This window comes from Propionicimonas sp. (genome assembly GCF_047606205.1).
In the GTDB taxonomy this organism is placed as follows: Bacteria; Actinomycetota; Actinomycetes; order Propionibacteriales; family Propionibacteriaceae; genus Propionicimonas.
This window is the reverse complement of the sequence record NZ_JASGES010000140.1, coordinates 1-18,567: the sequence shown is the minus strand read 5'-3', so window position 1 is coordinate 18,567 and position 18,567 is coordinate 1. Positions and strand designations below refer to the sequence as shown.

19 protein-coding genes and 1 tRNA gene are annotated in these 18,567 nt (G+C 71.0%); 10 read left to right on the top strand and 10 right to left on the bottom strand.

What is annotated here, in order from left to right:
• Window positions 1-9: 9 nt before the first annotated feature.
• Window positions 10-83, bottom strand: a tRNA-Met gene (locus tag QM633_RS09090).
• A gap of 168 nt (window positions 84-251) precedes the next feature.
• On the opposite strand from QM633_RS09090, the gene QM633_RS09085 reads away from it, so the two are divergent.
• Genes QM633_RS09085 through QM633_RS09065 form a run of 5 tightly spaced genes read left to right on the top strand, consistent with a single transcriptional unit; the run spans window position 252 to window position 5,273 of the window.
• Complete coding sequence (locus QM633_RS09085; protein WP_415153432.1) at window positions 252-1,808, top strand: ABC transporter substrate-binding protein; 1,557 nt, start codon at window positions 252-254, stop codon at window positions 1,806-1,808.
• A gap of 10 nt (window positions 1,809-1,818) precedes the next feature.
• Entirely contained in the window at window positions 1,819-2,796 is a 978-nt protein-coding gene (locus QM633_RS09080) for an ABC transporter permease (protein WP_415153431.1), read from the top strand.
• On the top strand, window positions 2,793-3,605 hold the full coding sequence (locus tag QM633_RS09075; protein WP_415153430.1) for an ABC transporter permease: 813 nt from the start codon (window positions 2,793-2,795) through the stop codon (window positions 3,603-3,605). The genes QM633_RS09080 and QM633_RS09075 overlap by 4 nt, the downstream gene beginning before the upstream one ends.
• Window positions 3,602-4,438 carry an ABC transporter ATP-binding protein gene (locus tag QM633_RS09070; protein ID WP_415153429.1) on the top strand — a complete coding sequence of 279 codons (837 nt, stop codon included), beginning with the start codon at window positions 3,602-3,604 and terminating at the stop codon, window positions 4,436-4,438. The genes QM633_RS09075 and QM633_RS09070 overlap by 4 nt, the downstream gene beginning before the upstream one ends.
• A complete protein-coding gene (locus QM633_RS09065; RefSeq protein ID WP_415153428.1) occupies window positions 4,431-5,273 on the top strand; it encodes an ABC transporter ATP-binding protein in 843 nt (280 codons plus the stop codon). The genes QM633_RS09070 and QM633_RS09065 overlap by 8 nt, the downstream gene beginning before the upstream one ends.
• Window positions 5,274-5,296: 23 nt before the next feature.
• Here QM633_RS09065 and QM633_RS09060 read toward each other — a convergent pair whose 3' ends face one another.
• From QM633_RS09060 to QM633_RS09045, 4 genes are all read right to left on the bottom strand, one after another.
• Window positions 5,297-6,091 (bottom strand): inositol monophosphatase family protein, encoded by a 795-nt coding sequence (locus QM633_RS09060; RefSeq protein WP_415153427.1) that lies wholly within the window; start codon window positions 6,089-6,091, stop codon window positions 5,297-5,299.
• 124 nt (window positions 6,092-6,215) lie between these two features.
• Window positions 6,216-7,220 (bottom strand): ribosome small subunit-dependent GTPase A, encoded by a 1,005-nt coding sequence (gene rsgA, locus QM633_RS09055; RefSeq protein WP_415153426.1) that lies wholly within the window; start codon window positions 7,218-7,220, stop codon window positions 6,216-6,218.
• A 10-nt stretch (window positions 7,221-7,230) separates the two neighbouring features.
• Complete coding sequence (aroA, locus tag QM633_RS09050) at window positions 7,231-8,514, bottom strand: 3-phosphoshikimate 1-carboxyvinyltransferase (RefSeq protein WP_415153425.1); 1,284 nt, start codon at window positions 8,512-8,514, stop codon at window positions 7,231-7,233.
• Window positions 8,511-9,101, bottom strand: coding sequence for a DoxX family membrane protein (locus QM633_RS09045; RefSeq protein WP_415153424.1), 591 nt, complete (start codon window positions 9,099-9,101; stop codon window positions 8,511-8,513). Before QM633_RS09045 ends, aroA begins: the two co-directional genes overlap by 4 nt.
• 72 nt (window positions 9,102-9,173) lie before the next feature.
• On the opposite strand from QM633_RS09045, the gene QM633_RS09040 reads away from it, so the two are divergent.
• The 3 genes from QM633_RS09040 (at window position 9,174) to rsrA (ending at window position 11,050) form a co-directional block, all read left to right on the top strand.
• Window positions 9,174-9,896 (top strand): SOS response-associated peptidase, encoded by a 723-nt coding sequence (locus QM633_RS09040; RefSeq protein ID WP_415153423.1) that lies wholly within the window; start codon window positions 9,174-9,176, stop codon window positions 9,894-9,896.
• Between the two features lie 277 nt (window positions 9,897-10,173).
• Entirely contained in the window at window positions 10,174-10,797 is a 624-nt protein-coding gene (locus QM633_RS09035; protein ID WP_415153422.1) for a sigma-70 family RNA polymerase sigma factor, read from the top strand.
• Window positions 10,787-11,050, top strand: a complete 264-nt coding sequence (rsrA, locus tag QM633_RS09030) for a mycothiol system anti-sigma-R factor (protein WP_415153421.1) — start codon at window positions 10,787-10,789, stop codon at window positions 11,048-11,050. The genes QM633_RS09035 and rsrA overlap by 11 nt, the downstream gene beginning before the upstream one ends.
• 105 nt (window positions 11,051-11,155) lie before the next feature.
• Here rsrA and QM633_RS09025 read toward each other — a convergent pair whose 3' ends face one another.
• Window positions 11,156-11,230 carry a 50S ribosomal protein bL37 gene (locus QM633_RS09025; RefSeq protein ID WP_377108721.1) on the bottom strand — a complete coding sequence of 25 codons (75 nt, stop codon included), beginning with the start codon at window positions 11,228-11,230 and terminating at the stop codon, window positions 11,156-11,158.
• A 104-nt stretch (window positions 11,231-11,334) separates the two neighbouring features.
• On the opposite strand from QM633_RS09025, the gene QM633_RS09020 reads away from it, so the two are divergent.
• On the top strand, window positions 11,335-12,786 hold the full coding sequence (locus QM633_RS09020; protein WP_415153420.1) for a sensor histidine kinase: 1,452 nt from the start codon (window positions 11,335-11,337) through the stop codon (window positions 12,784-12,786).
• A gap of 97 nt (window positions 12,787-12,883) precedes the next feature.
• Here the strand turns inward: QM633_RS09020 and QM633_RS09015 are convergent, their stop codons facing one another.
• Window positions 12,884-13,135, bottom strand: a complete 252-nt coding sequence (locus QM633_RS09015) for a WhiB family transcriptional regulator (RefSeq protein ID WP_415153419.1) — start codon at window positions 13,133-13,135, stop codon at window positions 12,884-12,886.
• A 204-nt stretch (window positions 13,136-13,339) separates the two neighbouring features.
• On the opposite strand from QM633_RS09015, the gene QM633_RS09010 reads away from it, so the two are divergent.
• Window positions 13,340-13,753 (top strand): hypothetical protein, encoded by a 414-nt coding sequence (locus tag QM633_RS09010; RefSeq protein ID WP_415153418.1) that lies wholly within the window; start codon window positions 13,340-13,342, stop codon window positions 13,751-13,753.
• On the opposite strand, the gene galK is transcribed toward QM633_RS09010, so the two are convergent.
• From galK to QM633_RS08995, 3 genes are all read right to left on the bottom strand, one after another.
• Window positions 13,707-14,843 (bottom strand): galactokinase, encoded by a 1,137-nt coding sequence (gene galK, locus QM633_RS09005; protein WP_415153417.1) that lies wholly within the window; start codon window positions 14,841-14,843, stop codon window positions 13,707-13,709. The genes QM633_RS09010 and galK overlap by 47 nt on opposite strands.
• Before the next feature lies 1 nt (window position 14,844).
• Window positions 14,845-15,021, bottom strand: coding sequence for a DUF6104 family protein (locus QM633_RS09000; protein ID WP_415153416.1), 177 nt, complete (start codon window positions 15,019-15,021; stop codon window positions 14,845-14,847).
• Between the two features lies 1 nt (window position 15,022).
• The coding region (locus QM633_RS08995) for a multifunctional oxoglutarate decarboxylase/oxoglutarate dehydrogenase thiamine pyrophosphate-binding subunit/dihydrolipoyllysine-residue succinyltransferase subunit (RefSeq protein WP_415153415.1) at window positions 15,023-18,567 on the bottom strand (3,545 nt) is incomplete at its 5' end.

Below are 18,567 nucleotides of genomic sequence, written 5' to 3'. Positions count from 1 at the left end.
TCACACTCGTAGCGGGGATAGGATTTGAACCTATGACCTCTGGGTTATGAGCCCAGCGAGCTACCGAGCTGCTCCACCCCGCGTCGACACGACCCAGCTTAGGTGAGCTTCGCCGGATCCCCAAATCCGGGCTGGTGAGGGGCTCTGGACGCGAGAGTTCCGGCGGGTCGTGGCGTCCCGGGTCCGCACCATGGCTGGGCTAGACTTTCGGCGCTTCCTCGCGTCGCGGGGGACAGACCTGTGGAGGGCAGATGACCTACGCCGCCGCGAAGTCCCGGCGTTCGCACTCTCGTTCGACCAGGAGCCTTGCCGCGCTGATCGGCATCGCGCTGGTTCTCGTCCTCGCCGCCTGTACCCCGGCCGGGGGGAACTCCTCCACCGGCAGCAGCGAGCCGGAACGCACCCTGTCGATCGGCGCAACGCTCGAGCCCGCGTCCATGGACCCGTGGCACGACACGAGCGCGTCCATCCCACAGGTGCTCCTCTACAACGTCTACGAGACGCTGGTGAAGGTCGACTCCACCGGCGACGTGAAGCCGCTGCTCGCCCAGGCATGGGAGGTCAGTCCCGACCGGCTCACCTACACCTTCCACCTCAACCCGGCGGCGAAGTTCGCCTCCGGAGCGCCGGTGGACGCGGCGGCGGTCGTGGCCAACATCGACAGGCTGAAGAGCGACACCCAGCTCACCGCCACCCTGAAGGCACAACTCGCCGTGGTGGCGGGCGCGAGCGCCACCGACGACCACCAGGTGCAGATCACGCTCAGCCACCCTTCGATCATGTGGCTCTACGACATGTCCTCGACACTGGGGATGATTCTCGACCCGAGCCAGACCGGCGATCTGAGCACGACCAGCGCCGGCTCCGGTCCCTATGCGGTCCAGACCCACGTGCAGGGCGACAGCGTCGTCCTGGCCAGGAACGCCAACTACTGGGGCAACCAGGCCAGGTTCGACCAGGTCACCTTCCGCTACTTCACCGATCCCAACGCCGAGAACGCCGCGATGCTGAGCGGCGACCTCGACATCATCTCCAACCTCCAGGCGCCCGACGCGCTGTCGCAGTTCTCCGACGCCAGCCAGTACACGACGATCTCGGGAACCACCAACGGCGAGGTCGTGCTGGGCCTGAACCACGACAACAAGGCGCTCGCCAAGCTGCAGGTCCGGCAGGCGCTGACCATGGCGATCAACCGCAAGGACCTCGTGGACACGGCCTGGGCGGGCCAGGGCACCCTGATCGGGACGATGACGGTGCCCACCGACCCGTGGTACGAGGACCTCTCCGGGCTGTACCCCTACGACCCGACCAAGGCGAAGGCCCTGCTGAAGGAGGCCGGCTACGGCGACGGCGAGCTCTCCCTCCGCCTGCGCGTCCCCTCGGTGCCGTACGCGGTGAAGTCCGCCCAGTTCGTCCAGAGTGCGCTGCGTGACCTCGGGGTGAAGGTGAGCGTCGAGGAGCTCGATTTCGCCCGGTGGTACCAGGAGGTGTTCACCAAGGGCGACTACGACATGACGATCGTCGCCCACGTCGAGGCCCGCGACCTCGGCAAGTTCGCCGATGCGACCTACTACTGGCACTACGGGGACGCGAAGTTCGCCTCGCTCTACAACGCGGCCATCGAGGCCCCCACCGAGGACCAGGCGGTCTCGGAGATGAAGACCGCCGCCCGTTACCTCGCCGACCAGTGCGCGGCCGTCTGGCTCTTCGCGCTGCCGAACCTGGTGATCACGAAGGCCACGATCAGCGGCATTCCCCAGAACGCCGTCACCCTCAGTTTCGACCTCACCACGATCACCAGCCGGTAGGCGGCCAGCCGTGACCCTCGCGGCCCAGGTCGCCAAACGGCTGGCGGTGTTCGTGGTCAGCCTGTTCGGGGCATCGGTCCTGATCTTCCTGGTCACCCACGCCCTTCCCGGCGACGTGGCCCAGGTGCTCCTCGGCACGGACGCCACGCCCGAGGCGCTGGCCCAGCTCCGAGCCCAGCTCGGACTGGACCGTCCGCTGCCCTTCCAGTACCTCAGCTGGATCGGCGGCATCCTCACCGGGGACTTCGGGCACTCCCACCTCACCGGACTGTCGGTGCTCTCCCTGCTCGCCCCCCGGATCGCCGTCACCCTCTGGCTCGTCCTGCTCGGACTGCTCGGCTCGCTCCTGATCGCCCTTCCCGCGGGCATGGTGGCCGCGCTGAAGCGGCGCTCATGGCCGGGGTTCACGATCAGCGCGGCCGCCCAGCTCGGGATGGCGATCCCGGTGTTCTGGGGCGGCATCCTGCTGGTGCTGGTGTTCGCGGTCTGGCTGCACTGGCTGCCGGCCAACGGTTACGTGCCACTGCTGAAGAACCCCGCGCAGTGGGCCTCCCACCTGGTCCTCCCCGTGGTCACGCTCGCCGCCGTCCAGGCCGCCGTCCTGATCCGCTACGTCCGCTCCGCCTTCCTCGAGGTGCTGGAGGAGGACTACTACCGCACCGCGCGATCGATCGGGTGGACGCCGATGCGCGCCCTGCTGCGGCACGGCCTGCGCAACGCGGCCATCTCGCTGGTCACCGTGATCGGCCTGCAGCTGTCCTCGGTGCTGGTGGGCGCGATCGTCGTGGAGTCGGTGTTCACGCTGCCGGGGCTCGGGTCGCTCCTGCTCACCTCCGTCGACCGGCGGGATCTGGTCGTCGTGCAGGGCACCGTGATGTTCCTCGTCCTCGCCGTGCTGGCGATCAGCGCGCTGGTGGACTTCTCCTACCTGCTGATCGACCCCCGCCAGGGCGGGAGAGGGACGACGCCCGAGGGGCCGTCCCGGTGAAGCGCGCCCAGCTGGTGATCGGCATCGTCCTGGTCGCCCTCGTCGTCGTGACCGCTGTGGTCTCACTGTTCTGGACGCCGTTCGACCCGATCCGGGTCGTCGCGGGCCAGCGCCTCCAGGCCCCCGGCTGGCCACACGTCCTGGGCACGGACGGCTTCGGTATCGACATCGCCAGCCGTCTGATGGTGGGAGCCCGGACAGTACTGACGGTCGGGATCATCTCGGTCGGGCTCTCCGCCGTGGTCGGGGTTCCCCTCGGCATGCTGGCCGGCCAGGCCGGCGGCTGGGTCGACGAGGTCGTGATGCGCGTCGGCGACGTCGTGTACGCCTTCCCTGCGCTGCTGCTCGCGATCCTGCTGGCCGCGGTCTTCGGTGCGTCCACCCTCACGGCCATGATCGCGATCGGCGTGGCGACGATTCCTGCGTTCGCCCGGGTGGCGAGGGCGGCCACGCTGCAGGTGATGGCCGCCGACTTCGTCCTCGCCGCACGCGCGTCGGGCACCTCGAGGTGGGGGATCGCCCGGCGCCACGTGCTGCCGAACATCGCGCCGCTCGTCGGCGTCCAGGCCTCGGTCGGCTTCGCGATGGCGATCCTCGCCGAGGCGGCGCTGTCCTACCTCGGCCTGGCGACGCCGCGTCCCACCCCGACCTGGGGGAATATGCTGCGCGACGCCCAGCAGTTCCTGTTCGTCGCGCCGCTGCAGGCGCTGTGGCCGGGCCTGGCGATCGCGCTCGCCGTGCTCGGTTTCAACCTGCTCGGCGACGGCCTGCGCGACTACCTCGACCCACGACTCAAGGAGGTCCAGTGACCTTGCTCGAGGTGCGTGACCTGAAGGTCAGCTTCGGCCGGCGCAGGGCCGAGGCCGTCCGCGGCGTCGGTTTCACGCTCCAGCCGGGGGAGCGCCTCGGGGTGATCGGGGAGTCCGGGTCCGGCAAGACCGTGACGGCTCTCGCCGTGATGGGCCTGCTCCCGGAGACCGCCCACCTGAGCGGCTCGGTCGTCCTCGACGGCACCGAGCTGGTCGGCCTCGACGAACGGAGCCTCTCCCGGCTGCGTGGCGACGCGGTGTCGATGGTGTTCCAGGAGCCGATGACCGCGCTCGACCCCACCATGCGGGTCGGGCGGCAGGTGGCGGAGGTGCTGCGGCTGCACCAGGGCGCGGAGGCCGGGCGGGCGCGTGAGCGGGTGGTCGCCATGCTCGACGAGGTCGGTCTGGCCGATCCCGATCGGGTGGCGGACGCGTTCCCGCACCAGCTCTCCGGCGGCCAGCGACAGCGCGCCGTCCTGGCCATGGCCCTGATCAACTCGCCCGGGCTGGTGATCTGCGACGAGCCCACCACCGCGCTCGACGTGACCGTCCAGGCGCGCGTCCTCGCCAAGCTGGACGAGGTCCTGGACGCCAGCGGGGCGGCATGCCTGTTCATCAGCCACGACCTCGCCGTCGTCTCGCAGGTGTGCGACCACGTCCTGGTGATGCTCCAGGGCCGGATCGTCGAGTCGGGGAGTGTGGGCAGGTTGTTCACCGCGCCCGAGCATCCCTACACCCGAGGGCTGGTGGCCACCGCTCAGCTCGACCGGGTCGCGCCGGGGACGCGCCTTCCCACGGTGGAGGACTTCGCCGCGGAGGCCGGTCGTGACTGAGCCCGGCGAGCTGTACCGGGCCGAGGCGCTCACCCGCGTGTACCGTGCCGGTCGCAGACAGGTGCGGGCGCTGGACGCCGTCGACCTCACGCTCGATCGCGGCCACCGGCTCGGGATCGTGGGCGAGTCCGGGTCGGGCAAGTCCACCCTGGTCCGGCTGCTGGCCGGACTCGACCGGGCCACGTCGGGGACGGTGTGGTTCGAGGGTATCGACATCACGGCGCTGCCCGAGCGGCGGCTGGGGATGGTGCGGGCGTCGGTCCAGATGGTGTTCCAGGACCCGCGGTCATCGCTGAACCCTCGCATGAAGGTGGCCGACATCATCACCGAGCCGCTGCGCTCGCGCCTGGTCCGCCGGCAGCTTCCCGCCGATGTCGACCACACCCAGCGGCTGGCCGAGCTGCTGGAGGCGGTCGACCTGCCCGCGGACGCCGGCAGGCACTACCCCCACGAGTTCTCCGGCGGACAGCGGCAGCGGATCGCGATCGCCCGGGCGCTGGCGCCGAAACCGGAGGTCCTGATCGCCGACGAGCCGGTGTCGGCGCTCGACGTGTCCGTTCGCGCGCAGGTGATGAACCTGCTCACCGATCTCGTGGCGGCGCAGGGGCTCACCCTCGTGGTGGTCAGCCACGACCTGATGGTGGTCCGGCACCTCTGCGACCAGCTGGTGGTGATGCGACAGGGCCGGATCGTGGAGGCGGGCGCCACGGCGGAGGTGTACGGGGATCCGCACAGCGCCTACACGAGATCGCTGCTGGAGGCAGTGCCGCGGATCCGCACCGGCGGGGCCGAGCGGCATTCCCGCCCGGACGGGGGCCGACCCGGGGAGGACTGACCAAGGGGTCCGCCGCGGGTCGGTCAGGCGTCGGTGGCGAGCCGGCTCACGACCTCGTCGTGGAGGACGCCGTTGGTCGCGATCGCGCCAGGGCCGTGCGGGCCATCGCTTCCGTCGAGGTTGGTGAACCGCCCGCCCGCCTCGGTGACGATCACGGCGAGGGCTGCCATGTCGTGCAGCGCCAGCTCCGGCTCGGCGGCCAGGTCGACCGCACCCTCGGCGAGGAGCATGTAGCTCCAGAAATCGCCGAACGCCCTGGTCCGCCAGCAACCCCGCATCAGATCGCCGAACTGCCGGCCGCGTCCCGACTCCACCCAGCCGTCGAGCGAGGAGTAGGAGAGGAAGGCGTCCTCGATGTCGTTGACGGCGGACACCCGGATCGGCTGGCCCTTCAGCAGGGTGCGGCCGGTGAACGCGCCCCCGCCGGTGTGCGCCCACCAGCGGCGCGAGATCGCGGGCGCCGAGACCACGCCGGCCACCACCTGGTCACCGACCATCAGGCCGATCAGGGTGGCCCAGACCGGTACGCCACGGACGTAGTTCGCGGTACCGTCGATCGGGTCGATCACCCAGCGCCGCGGGCCCCAGCCCGAGTCCGCCCGCTCCTCGCCGTGCACCGCGTCCCGGGGACGGGTCCGCGAGAGCATGGTGCGGATGGCGTCCTCCACGGCCGTGTCGGCGTCGCTGACCGGCGTCAGATCGGGCTTGGAGTCGACGCGCAGGTCGGACGCCTTGAAGCGGGCCATCGTGAGGGCGTCGGCCTGGTCGGCGAGCACGTGAGCCAGTCTGAGGTCGTCCAGCAGGGCTTGGTCGGGCATGGTTGTCACCATAGAGGACGAACATCCGCAGACGCGCCAGCGGCTCGGGGATGAGGACTCTTCGCCAGTGATGAGGCATGAACCTCGAGGATCAACGCGTCGGACGCGTCGGCGGCTCCGAGGTTCAGTGGAACGCCTTCTCCATGCGGCGGAAGGACTCCAGGCGTTCGGGGGCGAGCCGCCCGTCCGCGACGGCCGCGTCGAGAGCGCACTCCGGGGCCGAGGAGTCGTGGCGGCAGCCGCGGGGGCAGTCCTCGACGATCTCGGCCAGGTCGCCGAACGCGGAGATGATCGAGTCAGGGGTCACGTGGCTGAGCCCGAACGAGCGCACCCCGGGGGTGTCGATGACCCAGCCGTCCCCGTCGGGCAGCTGCAGCGCCACGGCAGAGGTGGAGGTGTGCCGGCCGCGCCCGGTCACCTCGTTGACCTCGCCCACCTGCCGGTCCACTCCGGGGATCAGCGCGTTGACCAGGGTCGACTTGCCGACCCCCGAATGCCCGACCAGCACGCTGCGGTGCCCGGCGAGCGCCTCGCGCAACGGGGTGAGGTCGCTGCCCGGCTCGACGGCCACGACGCGCAGTCCGAGCGGCTGGTAGGTCGCCATCAGGCCGTCCGGGTCGGCCAGGTCGGCCTTCGTGAGCACCAGGAGGGGCTCGAGTCCCGCGTCGTAGGCGGCGACCAGGATCCGGTCGATCATGCCGACCCGGGGCGGGGGGTCGGCGAGCGCCGCGACGATGACGAGTTGGTCGGCGTTGGCGACGATCGGACGCTCGAAAGGATCATCGTCATCGGCAGTACGACGTAGTACGGTGTCGCGCTCCTCGACCCCGACGATGCGGGCAAGGGTGCCCTCATCGCCGGTCGTGTTGCCGACGATCCGGACGCGGTCGCCCACGATCACCCCCTTGCGGCCGAGCGTCCGTGCCTTGACCGCGGTCACGATCGCCTCGTCCCCGCCCTCGGAGGGGACGAGGCAGCGGTAGCGGCCGCGATCGACCGTCACCACCGTGGCGACGATCGCGTCCTCGTAGGCGGGCCGGTCCTTCGTGCGCGGGCGGGACCGGCGGCTCGGCCGGTCGTAGCCGGCGTGCGGGTCGTCGGTGATCGCGTCTCTCGCCTGCCTGCTCACCTGGCGCCCCTCACGCGGCGTCACCGGCGAGCAGGCCCGTCCACAGCCCGGGGAAGTCCGGCAGGGTCTTGGTCGTGCACCCGACGTCGTCGAGTTCGACGCCGGGGGTGACCAGGCCGACGAGTGCTGCGGCGTGGGCCAGGCGGTGGTCGGCGTGGGTGGCGAAAGGGCCGCCGTGGCGCGGACGTGGCACGATCTCGAGCCCGTCGGCGAGTTCGGCGACCTGCGGGCCCAGTCCGGACAGCCCGGACGCGAGCGCGGCGAGGCGATCGGTCTCGTGGCCCCGGATGTGCGCGACCCCGCGCAGCCGGCTCGGCCCTTCGGCCACCGCGGCCAGGGCTGCGGCGGCCGGGGTGAGCTCGCTGACGTCATGGAGGTCCACGTCCGCTCCGTGGACGCCACCCGGCGCCGACACGGTGACCATGCGTCCGGCCGCGCCGTCCCTGTAGACGACGCGGGCCCCGAAGGCGGCCAGCACCTCCAGCAGCTCGTCCGCGGCCTGCACCGAGACCTGCGGCCAGGCCGTGGTGAGTTCACCACCGGTGACCATCGCCGCGGCGAGCAGGGTGGCCGCGTTCGTCAGGTCCGGCTCCACGACCTCGTCCAGGGGCGCGATCGGGCCGGGCAGGACCCGCCAGGTGTGCGCGGCCGGCCGCTCGACGACGACACCGCGCCGGCGCAGCAGCGTGCAGGTCATCTCGATGTGGGGCACCGAGGGCAACGACGCGCCCACGTGGGCCACGGTGACGCCGTCGGCGAAGCGCGCGCCGGCGAGCAGCAGTGCCGAGACGAACTGGCTGGTGGCGCTGGCGTCCACGGCGACCGCACCACCGCGGACGGACGTCCCGCCGGCGACCGAGAACGGCAGCGCGCGCGGTTCGCTGACGGTGGCGCCGAGGGCGGCCAGCGCGTCCAGCAGCCCGGCGACCGGACGGGCTGCAGCGGCCTGGTCACCGACGAAGCGGGTGGGCTCCGCGGCGAGGACCGCGACCGGCGGCAGGAAGCGCAGCACCGTCCCGGCCAGTCCGACGTCGACCGTGCCACCGCCGTGGAGGGCAGCGGCGGGGGTCACCGCGATCCCGCCGTCGGGCCGTTCGGCGAAACCGGTGCCGAGGGCGGTCAGGCCTGCCCGCATCAGGGCGGTGTCACGGGAGTCCAGCACGCCGGTGAGGACCGATGGTCCGGCGGCGAGGGCGGCCAGCACGAGACTGCGGGCACTCGCCGACTTGGAACCCGGAACGGCCAGGTGGCCACGCACCGGCGCCGTTGCGACGGGGGCCGTCCAGGGGATCAAGAAAGAACGTCCGCCACGGTCTTGCGGACCTTGCGGGCCGACCGGCGGGCACGGCGACCGGCGTCGACGGCGGAGGCCTGGGCGTCCCGCTGGAGCTCCGCCTTGCGCTTGGCCGCCTCCTTGGCCACGAGTTGCTTCTGGGCGCGCACCTTCCAGGCCAGGTTGGGCCTGCCCTCGGTGTCCTGCGCGGCGAGCAGCACGCCGCCGAGCAGTGCGACGTTCTTGGTCAGCCGTGCCTGCGCGACCGTCCGCTCGGCGCCCTTCGCCCTGAGCGGGTTGGACGCCAGCACGTGCGGCACCATCGTGAGCGCCAGCACGCCCGCGCCCAGGCGCCGGCCCAGGCCGGTGGCCAGCCCGAGGCCACCGGCGACCTGCAGGACGCCGGTCCAGCGGACGAACCCCGCGGTGTCCTCGGGGAGGTAGCCGCGGGCGGCCTCGGGCACCGCGTAGCTCACCAGGGGCAGGACGGTGTCGGCCACGGGCTGGGCGGACTCCACCAGGTCCTCCGGATGGCGGATCGCCTTGACCCCGTTGATCACGAAGTAGCTGGCCAACATGGAGCGGGCGACGAACCGCAGAAGACTCATGTCCTATTCCTACCCCGAACCCCCCCTGCTGCCAAGCGCGTCCCGGCACCGGAGCGGCGTAGGGTCGCCACCATGTGCGGACGCTATGCACTGTCGATGGCCGGGGAGGATCTCGAGGAGTACTTCGAGATCGACGAGGTCGCGGGGCCGCTACCCGGGCCCGACTACAACATCGCGCCCACCGACCCGATCATCGCCGTCCTGGAGCGCCCTCGCCCGGAGGGGACGCGCCGGCTGCTGGTCCCGGTGCGGTGGGGGCTCGTGCCGTCCTGGTCCAGGGACGCCTCGGGCGCGGCGCGGCTGGTCAACGCGCGGGTCGAGACCGTGGCCGAGAAGCCCGCCTTCCGCAAGGCGTTCGCCTCCCGGCGGTGCCTGCTACCCGCCGACGGCTACTACGAGTGGTACCCGGTCACCGACGCCGGCGGAAAGGCGGCCAAGCAGCCGTACTTCATCCGGCCCGCCGGAGGAGGGCTGTTCGTGATGGCGGGACTCTACGAGTTCTGGAAGGCCCCGGACGGCGGCTGGCTGACGACGGCAACGGTGATCACGACCTCGGCGACCGACGACGTCGGGCACCTCCACGACCGGATGCCGATGGCGGTGCTCCGCGACAACTGGGACGCCTGGCTCGACCCGGATTTCGCCGCAGACCCGCTCGGGCTGCTCAGCGTTCCGGCCCCGGAGCTGACCTACCACGCGGTCTCGACGGCGGTGAACAAGGTGGCGAACGACGGTCCCGCGCTGATCGAGCCGCTCCCCGGAACCGGCCCGGACCGGATGGGGGACGGTTCCTGACTCGGTCCGGACCGGATGGGGGACGGTTCCTGACTCGGTCCGGACCGGATGGGGGACGGTTCCTGACTCGGTCCACGCCGCGCGGTGGCAACGAGCCATCGCCCTCGGACGGAGCGAGGAGGGACGTTCCCGGTCCGGCGGCCGGCGCGCGGTGGCCGGAATAAGCGATCGGCCGGCGGTCGTTGAGTGCGACGTGATCGCAACCCTCGAGCCTGCGGCGTCGACCGGGCCCACCGCCACGGTGGACCGGGACGCGCACCCGCTAGGCTCGTTCGTGATGAACCTCCCTACTGTCCCCGACGATGCCGGCTCCGGCGTGACCACCGAGACGGACGCGGAGCGCACCGAGCGCTTCGAATCCGAGGCGTTGGCCTACCTCGACCAGCTCTACGGTGCCGCGCTGCGGATGACCCGCAATCCCACCGACGCCGAGGACCTGGTGCAGGAGACGTTCGCCAAGGCGTACGCGTCCTTCCACCAGTTCACTCCCGGCACGAACCTGAAGGCGTGGCTGTACCGGATCCTGACCAACACCTTCATCAACAACTACCGCAAGAAGCAGCGCCAGCCGCAGACCTCCGGTGGCGAGGTGGAGGACTGGCAGCTCGCCCGCGCCGAGGCGCACACCTCGACGGGCCTGCGCTCGGCCGAGATGGAAGCGCTCGACCGGATGCCGCACTCGGCGGTGACGGACGCGATGAACGCGCTCGCCCCAGACTTCCGGCTGGCTGTCTACCTCGCCGACGTGGAGGGCTTCTCCTACAAGGAGATCGCCGAGATCATGGGCACCCCGATCGGGACCGTGATGTCCCGGCTGAACCGGGGACGCAACCAGTTGCGCGCGCTGCTGGCGGACTTCGCCCGCGAGCACGGACTGATCGGTGCCGACCATGACGCATGATTTCGACGACTGCACGGCGGTCCTGAAACATCTCTACGAGTTCCACGACAAGGAGCTCACCGAATCGGAGGCGGACGCGATTCGCCAGCACCTGCTGGCCTGCGAGCCGTGCCTGGACCACTACCAGGTCGAGGACGCGCTGCGCCTGCTGATCCGCACGTGCTGCCGCGAGGAGAAGGCCCCGGAGTCGCTCCGCCTGCGGGTCCGCGCCACCTGGTCGCGCACGGTGGTCGTCACCGAGACCACCGACTGAGAAGCACCCGGGCTGATGCGTGGCCTGGCCGCACAGGTGAACCCCGGACAGCACAGGACCCCCGCCGAGCGGCGGGGGTCCTGGTGCGTTCTACCGCGGCGATCCTCAGGCGTTCGGGCGCTTGCCGTGGTTGGCAGCGCTCTTCCTGCGGGAACGGCGCTTACGGCCACCCTTACCCATCGTGGTCTCCTCGTTCGTCTCGTCGGCACGCCGGACGACGCGCGGGGACCCATTCTGCCAGCCGCGGGAAGAGCGGTCCAACCGAACTCAGTAGGGTGGCAGGCATGCAGACGATGGAGCAGGTGATCAGGCAGCACTGCGTCCTCGACGACGAGGACCTGGAGTGGCTCACCCAGCTCGTGGACGAATGGTCCCTCCTTGCCGACCTCGCCTTCGCCGACCTCATCCTGTGGGTCCCCGACGTCGACGACAACGTGTTCTGGGCGTGCGCGCAGGTGCGTCCCACCACCGGCCCGACCTCGCTGGAGGACGACGTGGTGGGGGAGGAGATCGCCTACGATCCCGAGCACCTGGTCACCGAGGCGTACCTGTCCCAGGTGATCTCCCAGACCAGCGGCAACAAGCTGCACGCGGGCATCCCGGTGGACGTCCAGGCGATCCCGGTCCTGTGCGGTGAGCGTGTCCTGGCCGTCGTGGAGATGCACACCAACCAGATGGGCGTTCGCGCGCCGGGTGCGCTCGAGGACGCCTACCTGGAGGCCGCCCAGGTGATCGCGGGGATGGTGCACCGGCACGAGTTCCCGCTCGGTGGCGACCGCAGGGTGCCGTGGGTCTCACCGCGCGTGGGGGACGGCATGATGCGGGTGGGCCGCTCGGGCGTGATCGCCTACGCCAGCCCGAACGCACTGAGCGCCTACCGGCGGCTCGGCCTCACCATGGACCTGTACGGTGAGGACTTCGTCGCGATCACCCGCTCGCTCCTGCAGGAACGAATGCCGGTGGAGCGCCCGCTCGCCGCGAGCCTGGCCGGGCGCGGGTCGTCCGAGCTCGACCTGGAGACGGGGACGGCCAATGTCCGACTGCGCGTCCTGCCACTGACCGCGGAGGACGGCCCGGACGGGCTGCTGGTGATGTGCAGGGACACGACCGAACTCCGCTCCCGGGAGCGCCAGCTGGTCACCAAGGATGCGACCATCCGGGAGATCCACCACCGGGTGAAGAACAATCTCCAGACGGTGGCGGCACTGCTCCGCCTCCAGGCCCGGAGGATCTCGTCGGTCGAGGCCAAGGGCGCCTTGAACGACGCCATGAAGCGGGTCGCGGCGATCGCGGTCGTGCACGAGATCCTCAGCCAGGCCTTCGACGCCGCTGTGAAGTTCGACGACGTGGCGGACCGTCTGCTCAAGATGGTGGGCGATGTCGCCGCGACCGGTGGCAAGGTGCGGATGGTCCGTGAGGGGTCCTTCGGCTACGTGCCCGCCGACGTCGCGACCAGCCTCTCGTTGGTGCTCACCGAGCTGTGCCAGAACGCGGTCGAGCACGGCCTGCGCGAGCAGTCCGGCGAGGTTCTGGTGCGTCCGCTCCAGGAGGACGGCGAGCTGGTCGTCGAGGTGGTCAACCACGGCGAGCCCCTGCCGGAGGGCTTCCGGATCACGAGCTCGACCAGCCTGGGCCTGTCGATCGTGAGCACGCTGGTGGCCGATCTCGGCGGCACGTTCCGGCTGGCGACCGACGGCGGGGCGACGACGGCGACCGTGCGGGTGCCGCTGATCTGACGGGTCCGAGCGGCCACGGAACCCGGCTGGAACCCGCCGTCACTGAGGGCCCCCGCGCCGCTGAGGGCCGCGGTCCGGGGAGTCGGAGGATCCGGCCTCAGGCGTTCCGGACGCGCATCCTCGCCGCCCGGCGCTTCATGGCGCGGCGCTCGTCCTCGCTGAGACCACCCCAGACCCCGTGGTCCTGACCGGCGTCCAGCGCCCACTGCAGGCACGCCTCACGCACCTCGCAGCGGCGGCAGACCTTCTTGGCCTCAGCGATCTGCATGAGGGCGGGGCCAGTGTTGCCGATGGGGAAGAAGAGCTCCGGGTCCTCGGTGAGGCAGGCAGCGCGATGGCGCCAATCCATGAAGCAACACTCCTTGAGTAGGTGGGCCATGATGGCGGCGGCCCTGAGCACGCGGCACCGGGCGGTGGCAGAACCACGCCCGGCGTCCAGAGTGACAACTCTAGCTGGCGAGCACAAGGGTCGGGCGGCATTTTGCACATGTGGTGTGGCGCGCTCACATCCGCTGAACGGAGCAGGACTGTCCGGACGGCTACGCTGGCCGGCATGCCGTCCTTGCTGCGCACCCGGCCCGCTGCCGTGCTCGTGGCCGTCGCGGGCACCGCGCTGGTGGGCCTGGCGGTGGTGGTCCTGGCGGTCGCATCGCTTGCGTCCGGCCACGGCGGGTTCAGTTCGGGTGTCGCGATCTTCCTGGTCGGCTACGGAGCGCTGATGCTGGCCGCAGCCTGGGTGCTGTGGCGGCTCAGCATCTTCGGTCGCGGGCCGGTGCTCGCGCTGTCGCTGCTGAACCTGATCACGGCCTGGACGTTCACCGCGGACGCGCCCTGGGCCTGGCTGGTGGTCGCGGTGTCGGCCGCGACCGTCGTGGCCGCCGCGTTGCCCGCGACGAGTCGCGCCCTGCACCGGGGCGGCGTCAGGCGAGCCGGCGCGCCCCCGCCGACGGGCGACCGAGGAAGGTGACTGGTCCGCCCAAGCCCGCGCCCGCGAACGCGGTCCGCACGGCGTCCGCGGTCACCTCGACGCGGTCGGCCTGGACGAGCGCGAGCACACAGCCGCCGAACCCGCCACCGGTCATCCGGGCACCGAGCGCCCCGGCGGCCAGGGCGCTCTCCACGGCGAGGTCGACGCTCCGTTCGGTGATCTCGTAGTCGTCGCGCATCGACGCGTGCGACGCGGTCATCAGCCGGCCCAGCCGGGCGTAGTCGGCGCCGGCGAGGGCATCCATGGCGTCCAGCACCCGCTGGTTCTCGGTCACGATGTGCCGGACGCGCCGCCCCTCCAGCTCGGGCAGTCGGGCCAGTGCGGCGTCCAGGTCGGTGACGTCACGCAGCGCAGGCACACCGAGCATCTCCGCCGCCTTCTCGCAGCTCGCCCGGCGGGCGGCGTACTCGCCGTCGACGTGGCTGTGCCGGGTGCGGGTGTCGATGACGAGGATCTCCAGGCCGGCGGCGGTCACCGCGAGGGGAACCTGACTGGTCGCCAGGGTGCGGCAGTCGAGGAAGAGCGCATGCTCGGCCGTGCACAACGTCGATGCGGCCTGGTCGAGCAACCCGGTGGGCGCACCGACGTAGGCATTCTCGGCCACCCTGGCGAGCTTGGCCCGCTCGACCGGGTCGATCTGCAGGCCGTTCAGGTCGGCCAGCGCGGCGAGCGTCGCGCACTCGATCGCCGCCGACGACGACAGACCCGCGCCGAGCGGCACGTCGGAGGTGAGGACGAGGTCGGCGCCGCCGACCTGGTGGCCGGCCCGCTGCAACGCCCACACGACGCCGGCGAGGTAGGAGTGCCATCCGGGGGATCCGGGGAGGAGCTCGTCCTGGCCGAGTTCCACGGTCTCGTCGAGGTCGACCGAGCGGAACTGCCAGCGGCCGTCTGGGCGGGTCGAGGCCGCGACATAGGCGGCCTGGGGCAGGGCGAACGGCAGCACGTAGCCGTCGTTGTAGTCGGTGTGCTCACCGATCAGGTTGATCCGGCCCGGTCCGACCCAGACGCCTTCGGGAGCGGACCCGGTGAGCGCGGTGAAGGCGTCGATGGCTGCGTGGGTGAGCACGTCATTCCTCCTCGTCGTCGAGGCGAGCCAGCCAGGTGGCCAGTCGCTCGACGGCATTCTCGTGCTCGGGATGCAGGTCGACGAACAGGCTGAGTTTCTCGGACAGCCAGGCGAGGCTGACCTCCTCCTCGCCCCTGCGGTCGGCGAGCTCCTCGATGCCGCGGTCGGTGAAGTACATCTCAGTCCGCCAGGGCCTGGCTGACCAGGTCGATCTCCTGGGCCTGGTGCACCTTCACCGAACCGACCGAAGGCGCGGACGCCGCCGGCCGGGTGATCCCGGTCATGGCCAGGTCGTAGCCGGGCAGGAAGGCCGCGATCGCCTGCGGCAGGTGCAACTGGAGGAACCACCACGCGCCCTGGTTCTCCGGCTCGTCCTGGACCCAACGGACATCGCTCACCTGCGGGTACTTCGCCAGCTCCGCGGCCAGCTCCCGCGCGGGCAGCGGGTAGAGCCGCTCCAGCGGGAGGATCGCGACCTGGCCGTCGAGCCCGGCCTCCGCGCGGGCCTGGACGAGCTCCCAGCGGATCTTGCCCGAGCACAGCACGATGCGCCGCACCGCCGCGTGGTCGGTGACGGTCGGGTCGCCCATGGCCGGCTGCCAGCGCCCCTCCAGGAACTCCGAGCGTGGCGACATCGCCACCTTCGCGCGCAGCATCGACTTCGGTGTCGCGATCACGACCGGCCGGTGCCAGTTCACGTAGGCGTGGGTGCGCAGCAGGTGGAAGTAGCTGGCCGGGGTCGAGGGCTGGGCGACGGCCAGGGCGCCTTCGGAGCAGAGCGTGAGCCAGCGTTCGATGCGGGCCGAGGAGTGGTCGGGACCCTGGCCCTCGTAGCCGTGCGGGAGCAGCAGGACGACACCGGATTTCTGCGTCCACTTCGCGTTGCCCGCGGCGATGAACTCGTCGGCGATGGTCTGGGCGCCGTTGGCGAAATCGCCGAACTGGGCCTCCCACAGCACCAGGGCGTCGGGGGCGGCGACCGAGTAGCCGTACTCGAAGCCCATCGCCGCGTACTCGCTGAGCAGGGAGTCGAAGACGTGGAACCGGCCCTGGTCGGGGGTGAGGTGCTTGAGCGGGACGTAGGCGCGGTTGGTGACCCGGTCGATCACGGCGGCGAAACGCTGGCTGAAGGTGCCGCGGCGGGTGTCCTGCCCGACGATGCGGACCGGACGTCCCTCCATCAGCAGGGAGCCGAAGGCGAGCAGCTCGGCGGTCGCCCAGTCGATCGGGCCGGTCCGGATGCTCTCGGCCCTGCGCTCGAGCTGCGGCAGGACCTTCGGGTGGACGGTGAAGCCCTCCGGGAAGGTGAGGTGCGCCCTGGCGACGGCCTCCATCTGGTCGGGGGTGATCGCGGTGCCCCGGTCCTTGCCGAGCTTGGCCGGGTAGTACGGGGCCTTGCGGTAGGTGTCGTCGTCGGCCTCGGTGGCCTCGCGGACCTCGCGGAAGACGGCCTCGAGGCGCTCGCGGAACCGCGCCATCACCTGTTCGGCGTCCTCGGTGGAGATGTCGCCGCGTCCGATCAGGGCTTCGGTGTACAGCTTGCGGACGCTGCGCTTCTGCTCGATCAGGTCGTACATCAACGGCTGGGTGAAACTGGGGTCGTCGCCCTCGTTGTGGCCGCGGCGGCGGTAGCAGATCAGGTCGACCACGACGTCCTTGCCGAACCGCTGGCGGAAGTCGAACGCGACCTGGGCGACCCGGGCGACGGCCTCGGGGTCGTCGCCGTTGACGTGCAGGATCGGCGCCTGCACGGCCTTGGCGACGTCGGTGCAGTAGGTGGAGGAGCGGGACTCGATCGGCGCGGTGGTGAAGCCGACCTGGTTGTTCACGACCAGGTGGATGGTGCCGCCGGTCTTGTAGGCCCGCAGCTGGCTCATCTGCAGGACCTCGTAGACGACGCCCTGGCCGGCGAACGCCGCGTCCCCGTGCAGGAGGATCGGCAGGACGGGCCATCCCGGCACCTTGCCGATCCGGTCGATCTTGGCGCGCGCGATGCCCTGCACGACCGGGTCGACCGCCTCGAGGTGGGACGGGTTGGCGGCCACCGAGGTCTTGATGGTCTTCCCGCTGGCGGCCGTGAACTGGCCCTCCGAGCCCAGGTGGTACTTCACGTCGCCGGAGCCCTGGGACAGGCGCGGGTCGTAGTTGCCCTGGAACTCGCGGAAGATCTGGGCGTAGGACTTGCCGACGATGTTGGCCAGGACGTTGAGGCGGCCGCGGTGGGGCATGCCGATGATCGCCTCGGCGAGGTCGGCGCCGGCCGCCTGCTCGCACAGCTCGTCGAGGAAGACGATGGTCGACTCGCCGCCCTCGAGGGAGAACCGCTTCTGGCCGACGAACTTGGTCTGCAGGAAGGTCTCGAAGATCTCCGCCTCGTTCAGCTTGTCCAGGATGCGCAGATGCTCCTCCCGCGGCCACGGGACGAAGGGCCGCTCGAACCGCTCCTGGATCCAGGTGCGCTGCTCGTTGTCGGCGATGTGCATGTACTCCACGCCCACGGAGCGGCAGTAGGAGCCACGCAGCATGGCCACGATGTCCCTCAGGGTCGCGACCTCGCCGGAGTGACCGCCGAAGCTGCCGACCGGGAATTCGCGGTCCAGGTCCCACAGGGTGAGGCCGTGGTACTCGAGGGTGAGCTCTGGATGGGACCGCTGCCGGAACTCCAGCGGGTCGATGTCGGCCATGTAGTGGCCGAGGTTGCGGTAGGCGTTGATCAGGGAGTACACCCGGGCGCTGCGAGGGACGGAGCCGAGCTTCTCGTCGCTGACGTCGCTGGCCCAGCGAATCGGCGTGTAGGGAACGCGGAGCGCGTCGAAGATGCCGTCGTAGAAGCCGTGCTGACCGATCAGGAGTTCGTGCATGCGGCGGAGGAACTCGCCGGACTGCGCCCCCTGGATCACCCGGTGGTCGTAGGTGGAGGTCAGGGTGGTGACCTTGGACACGCCGAGCTGGGTGATCCGGGCCGCGCTCGCTCCCTGGAACTCGGGCGGGTAGTCGATCGAGCCGACGCCGAGGATCACGCCCTGGCCGGCCATCAGCCGCGGCACGGAGTGGTTGGTGCCGAGCCCACCCGGGTTGGTCAGGGACGCGGTGGTGCCGGCGAAGTCGGGGACGGTGAGCGCGTTGTCCCTCGCCTTGCGGACGAGGGCCTCGTAGGCGGCCCAGAACTGGGCGAAGTTCAGGTCCTCGCAGTTCTTGATGTTCGGCACGAGGAGTTGGCGGGTTCCGTCGGCCTTGCGAATGTCGATGGCGAGGCCCAGGTTGATCGAGCCGGGGGTGACCAGGACGGGCTTGCCGTCGACCACGTCGTAGGAGTTGTTCATCTCCGGGGTGGCCTTGAGGGCCTGCACCATCGCCCAGCCGATCAGGTGGGTGAAGGACACTTTGCCTCCGGTCGAGCGGGCGAGGTGCGCGTTGATCATCAGTCGCTGGTCGATCGCGAGCTTCATCGGCACGTCGCGGACGCTGGTGGCCGTGGGCATCGCCAGCGAGGCGTCCATGTTGTGGGCGGTGCGCAGCGGCGCGCCGCGCAGCGGGGTCCGGGTGGGCTCGGCCTGTTCCTTGGTGACGGGCTGCGTGCGGGGGACATCGGGGGACACGCGGCGCCCTGACCCCGGGGAGTCGGGCTTGCCGGCGGAGGTCTTGGCGACCGGCGCGGTCCGCGGGGCGGGCGCGGCAGTGGCGGCGGCGTCCGCAGGGGTGCTGGTCGAGGCGCCCGGCGGCG

Coding starts and splice junctions, on each gene's coding strand:
- QM633_RS09085 (WP_415153432.1), top strand. CDS start 252: ATGACCTACGCCGCCGCGAAGTCCCGGCGTTCGCACTCTCGTTCGACC.
- QM633_RS09060 (WP_415153427.1), bottom strand. CDS start 6,091: ATGCCCGACCAAGCCCTGCTGGACGACCTCAGACTGGCTCACGTGCTC.
- QM633_RS09045 (WP_415153424.1), bottom strand. CDS start 9,101: ATGAGTCTTCTGCGGTTCGTCGCCCGCTCCATGTTGGCCAGCTACTTC.
- QM633_RS09040 (WP_415153423.1), top strand. CDS start 9,174: ATGTGCGGACGCTATGCACTGTCGATGGCCGGGGAGGATCTCGAGGAG.
- QM633_RS09035 (WP_415153422.1), top strand. CDS start 10,174: ATGAACCTCCCTACTGTCCCCGACGATGCCGGCTCCGGCGTGACCACC.
- rsrA (WP_415153421.1), top strand. CDS start 10,787: ATGACGCATGATTTCGACGACTGCACGGCGGTCCTGAAACATCTCTAC.
- QM633_RS09020 (WP_415153420.1), top strand. CDS start 11,335: ATGCAGACGATGGAGCAGGTGATCAGGCAGCACTGCGTCCTCGACGAC.
- QM633_RS09015 (WP_415153419.1), bottom strand. CDS start 13,135: ATGGATTGGCGCCATCGCGCTGCCTGCCTCACCGAGGACCCGGAGCTC.
- QM633_RS09010 (WP_415153418.1), top strand. CDS start 13,340: ATGCCGTCCTTGCTGCGCACCCGGCCCGCTGCCGTGCTCGTGGCCGTC.
- QM633_RS09000 (WP_415153416.1), bottom strand. CDS start 15,021: ATGTACTTCACCGACCGCGGCATCGAGGAGCTCGCCGACCGCAGGGGC.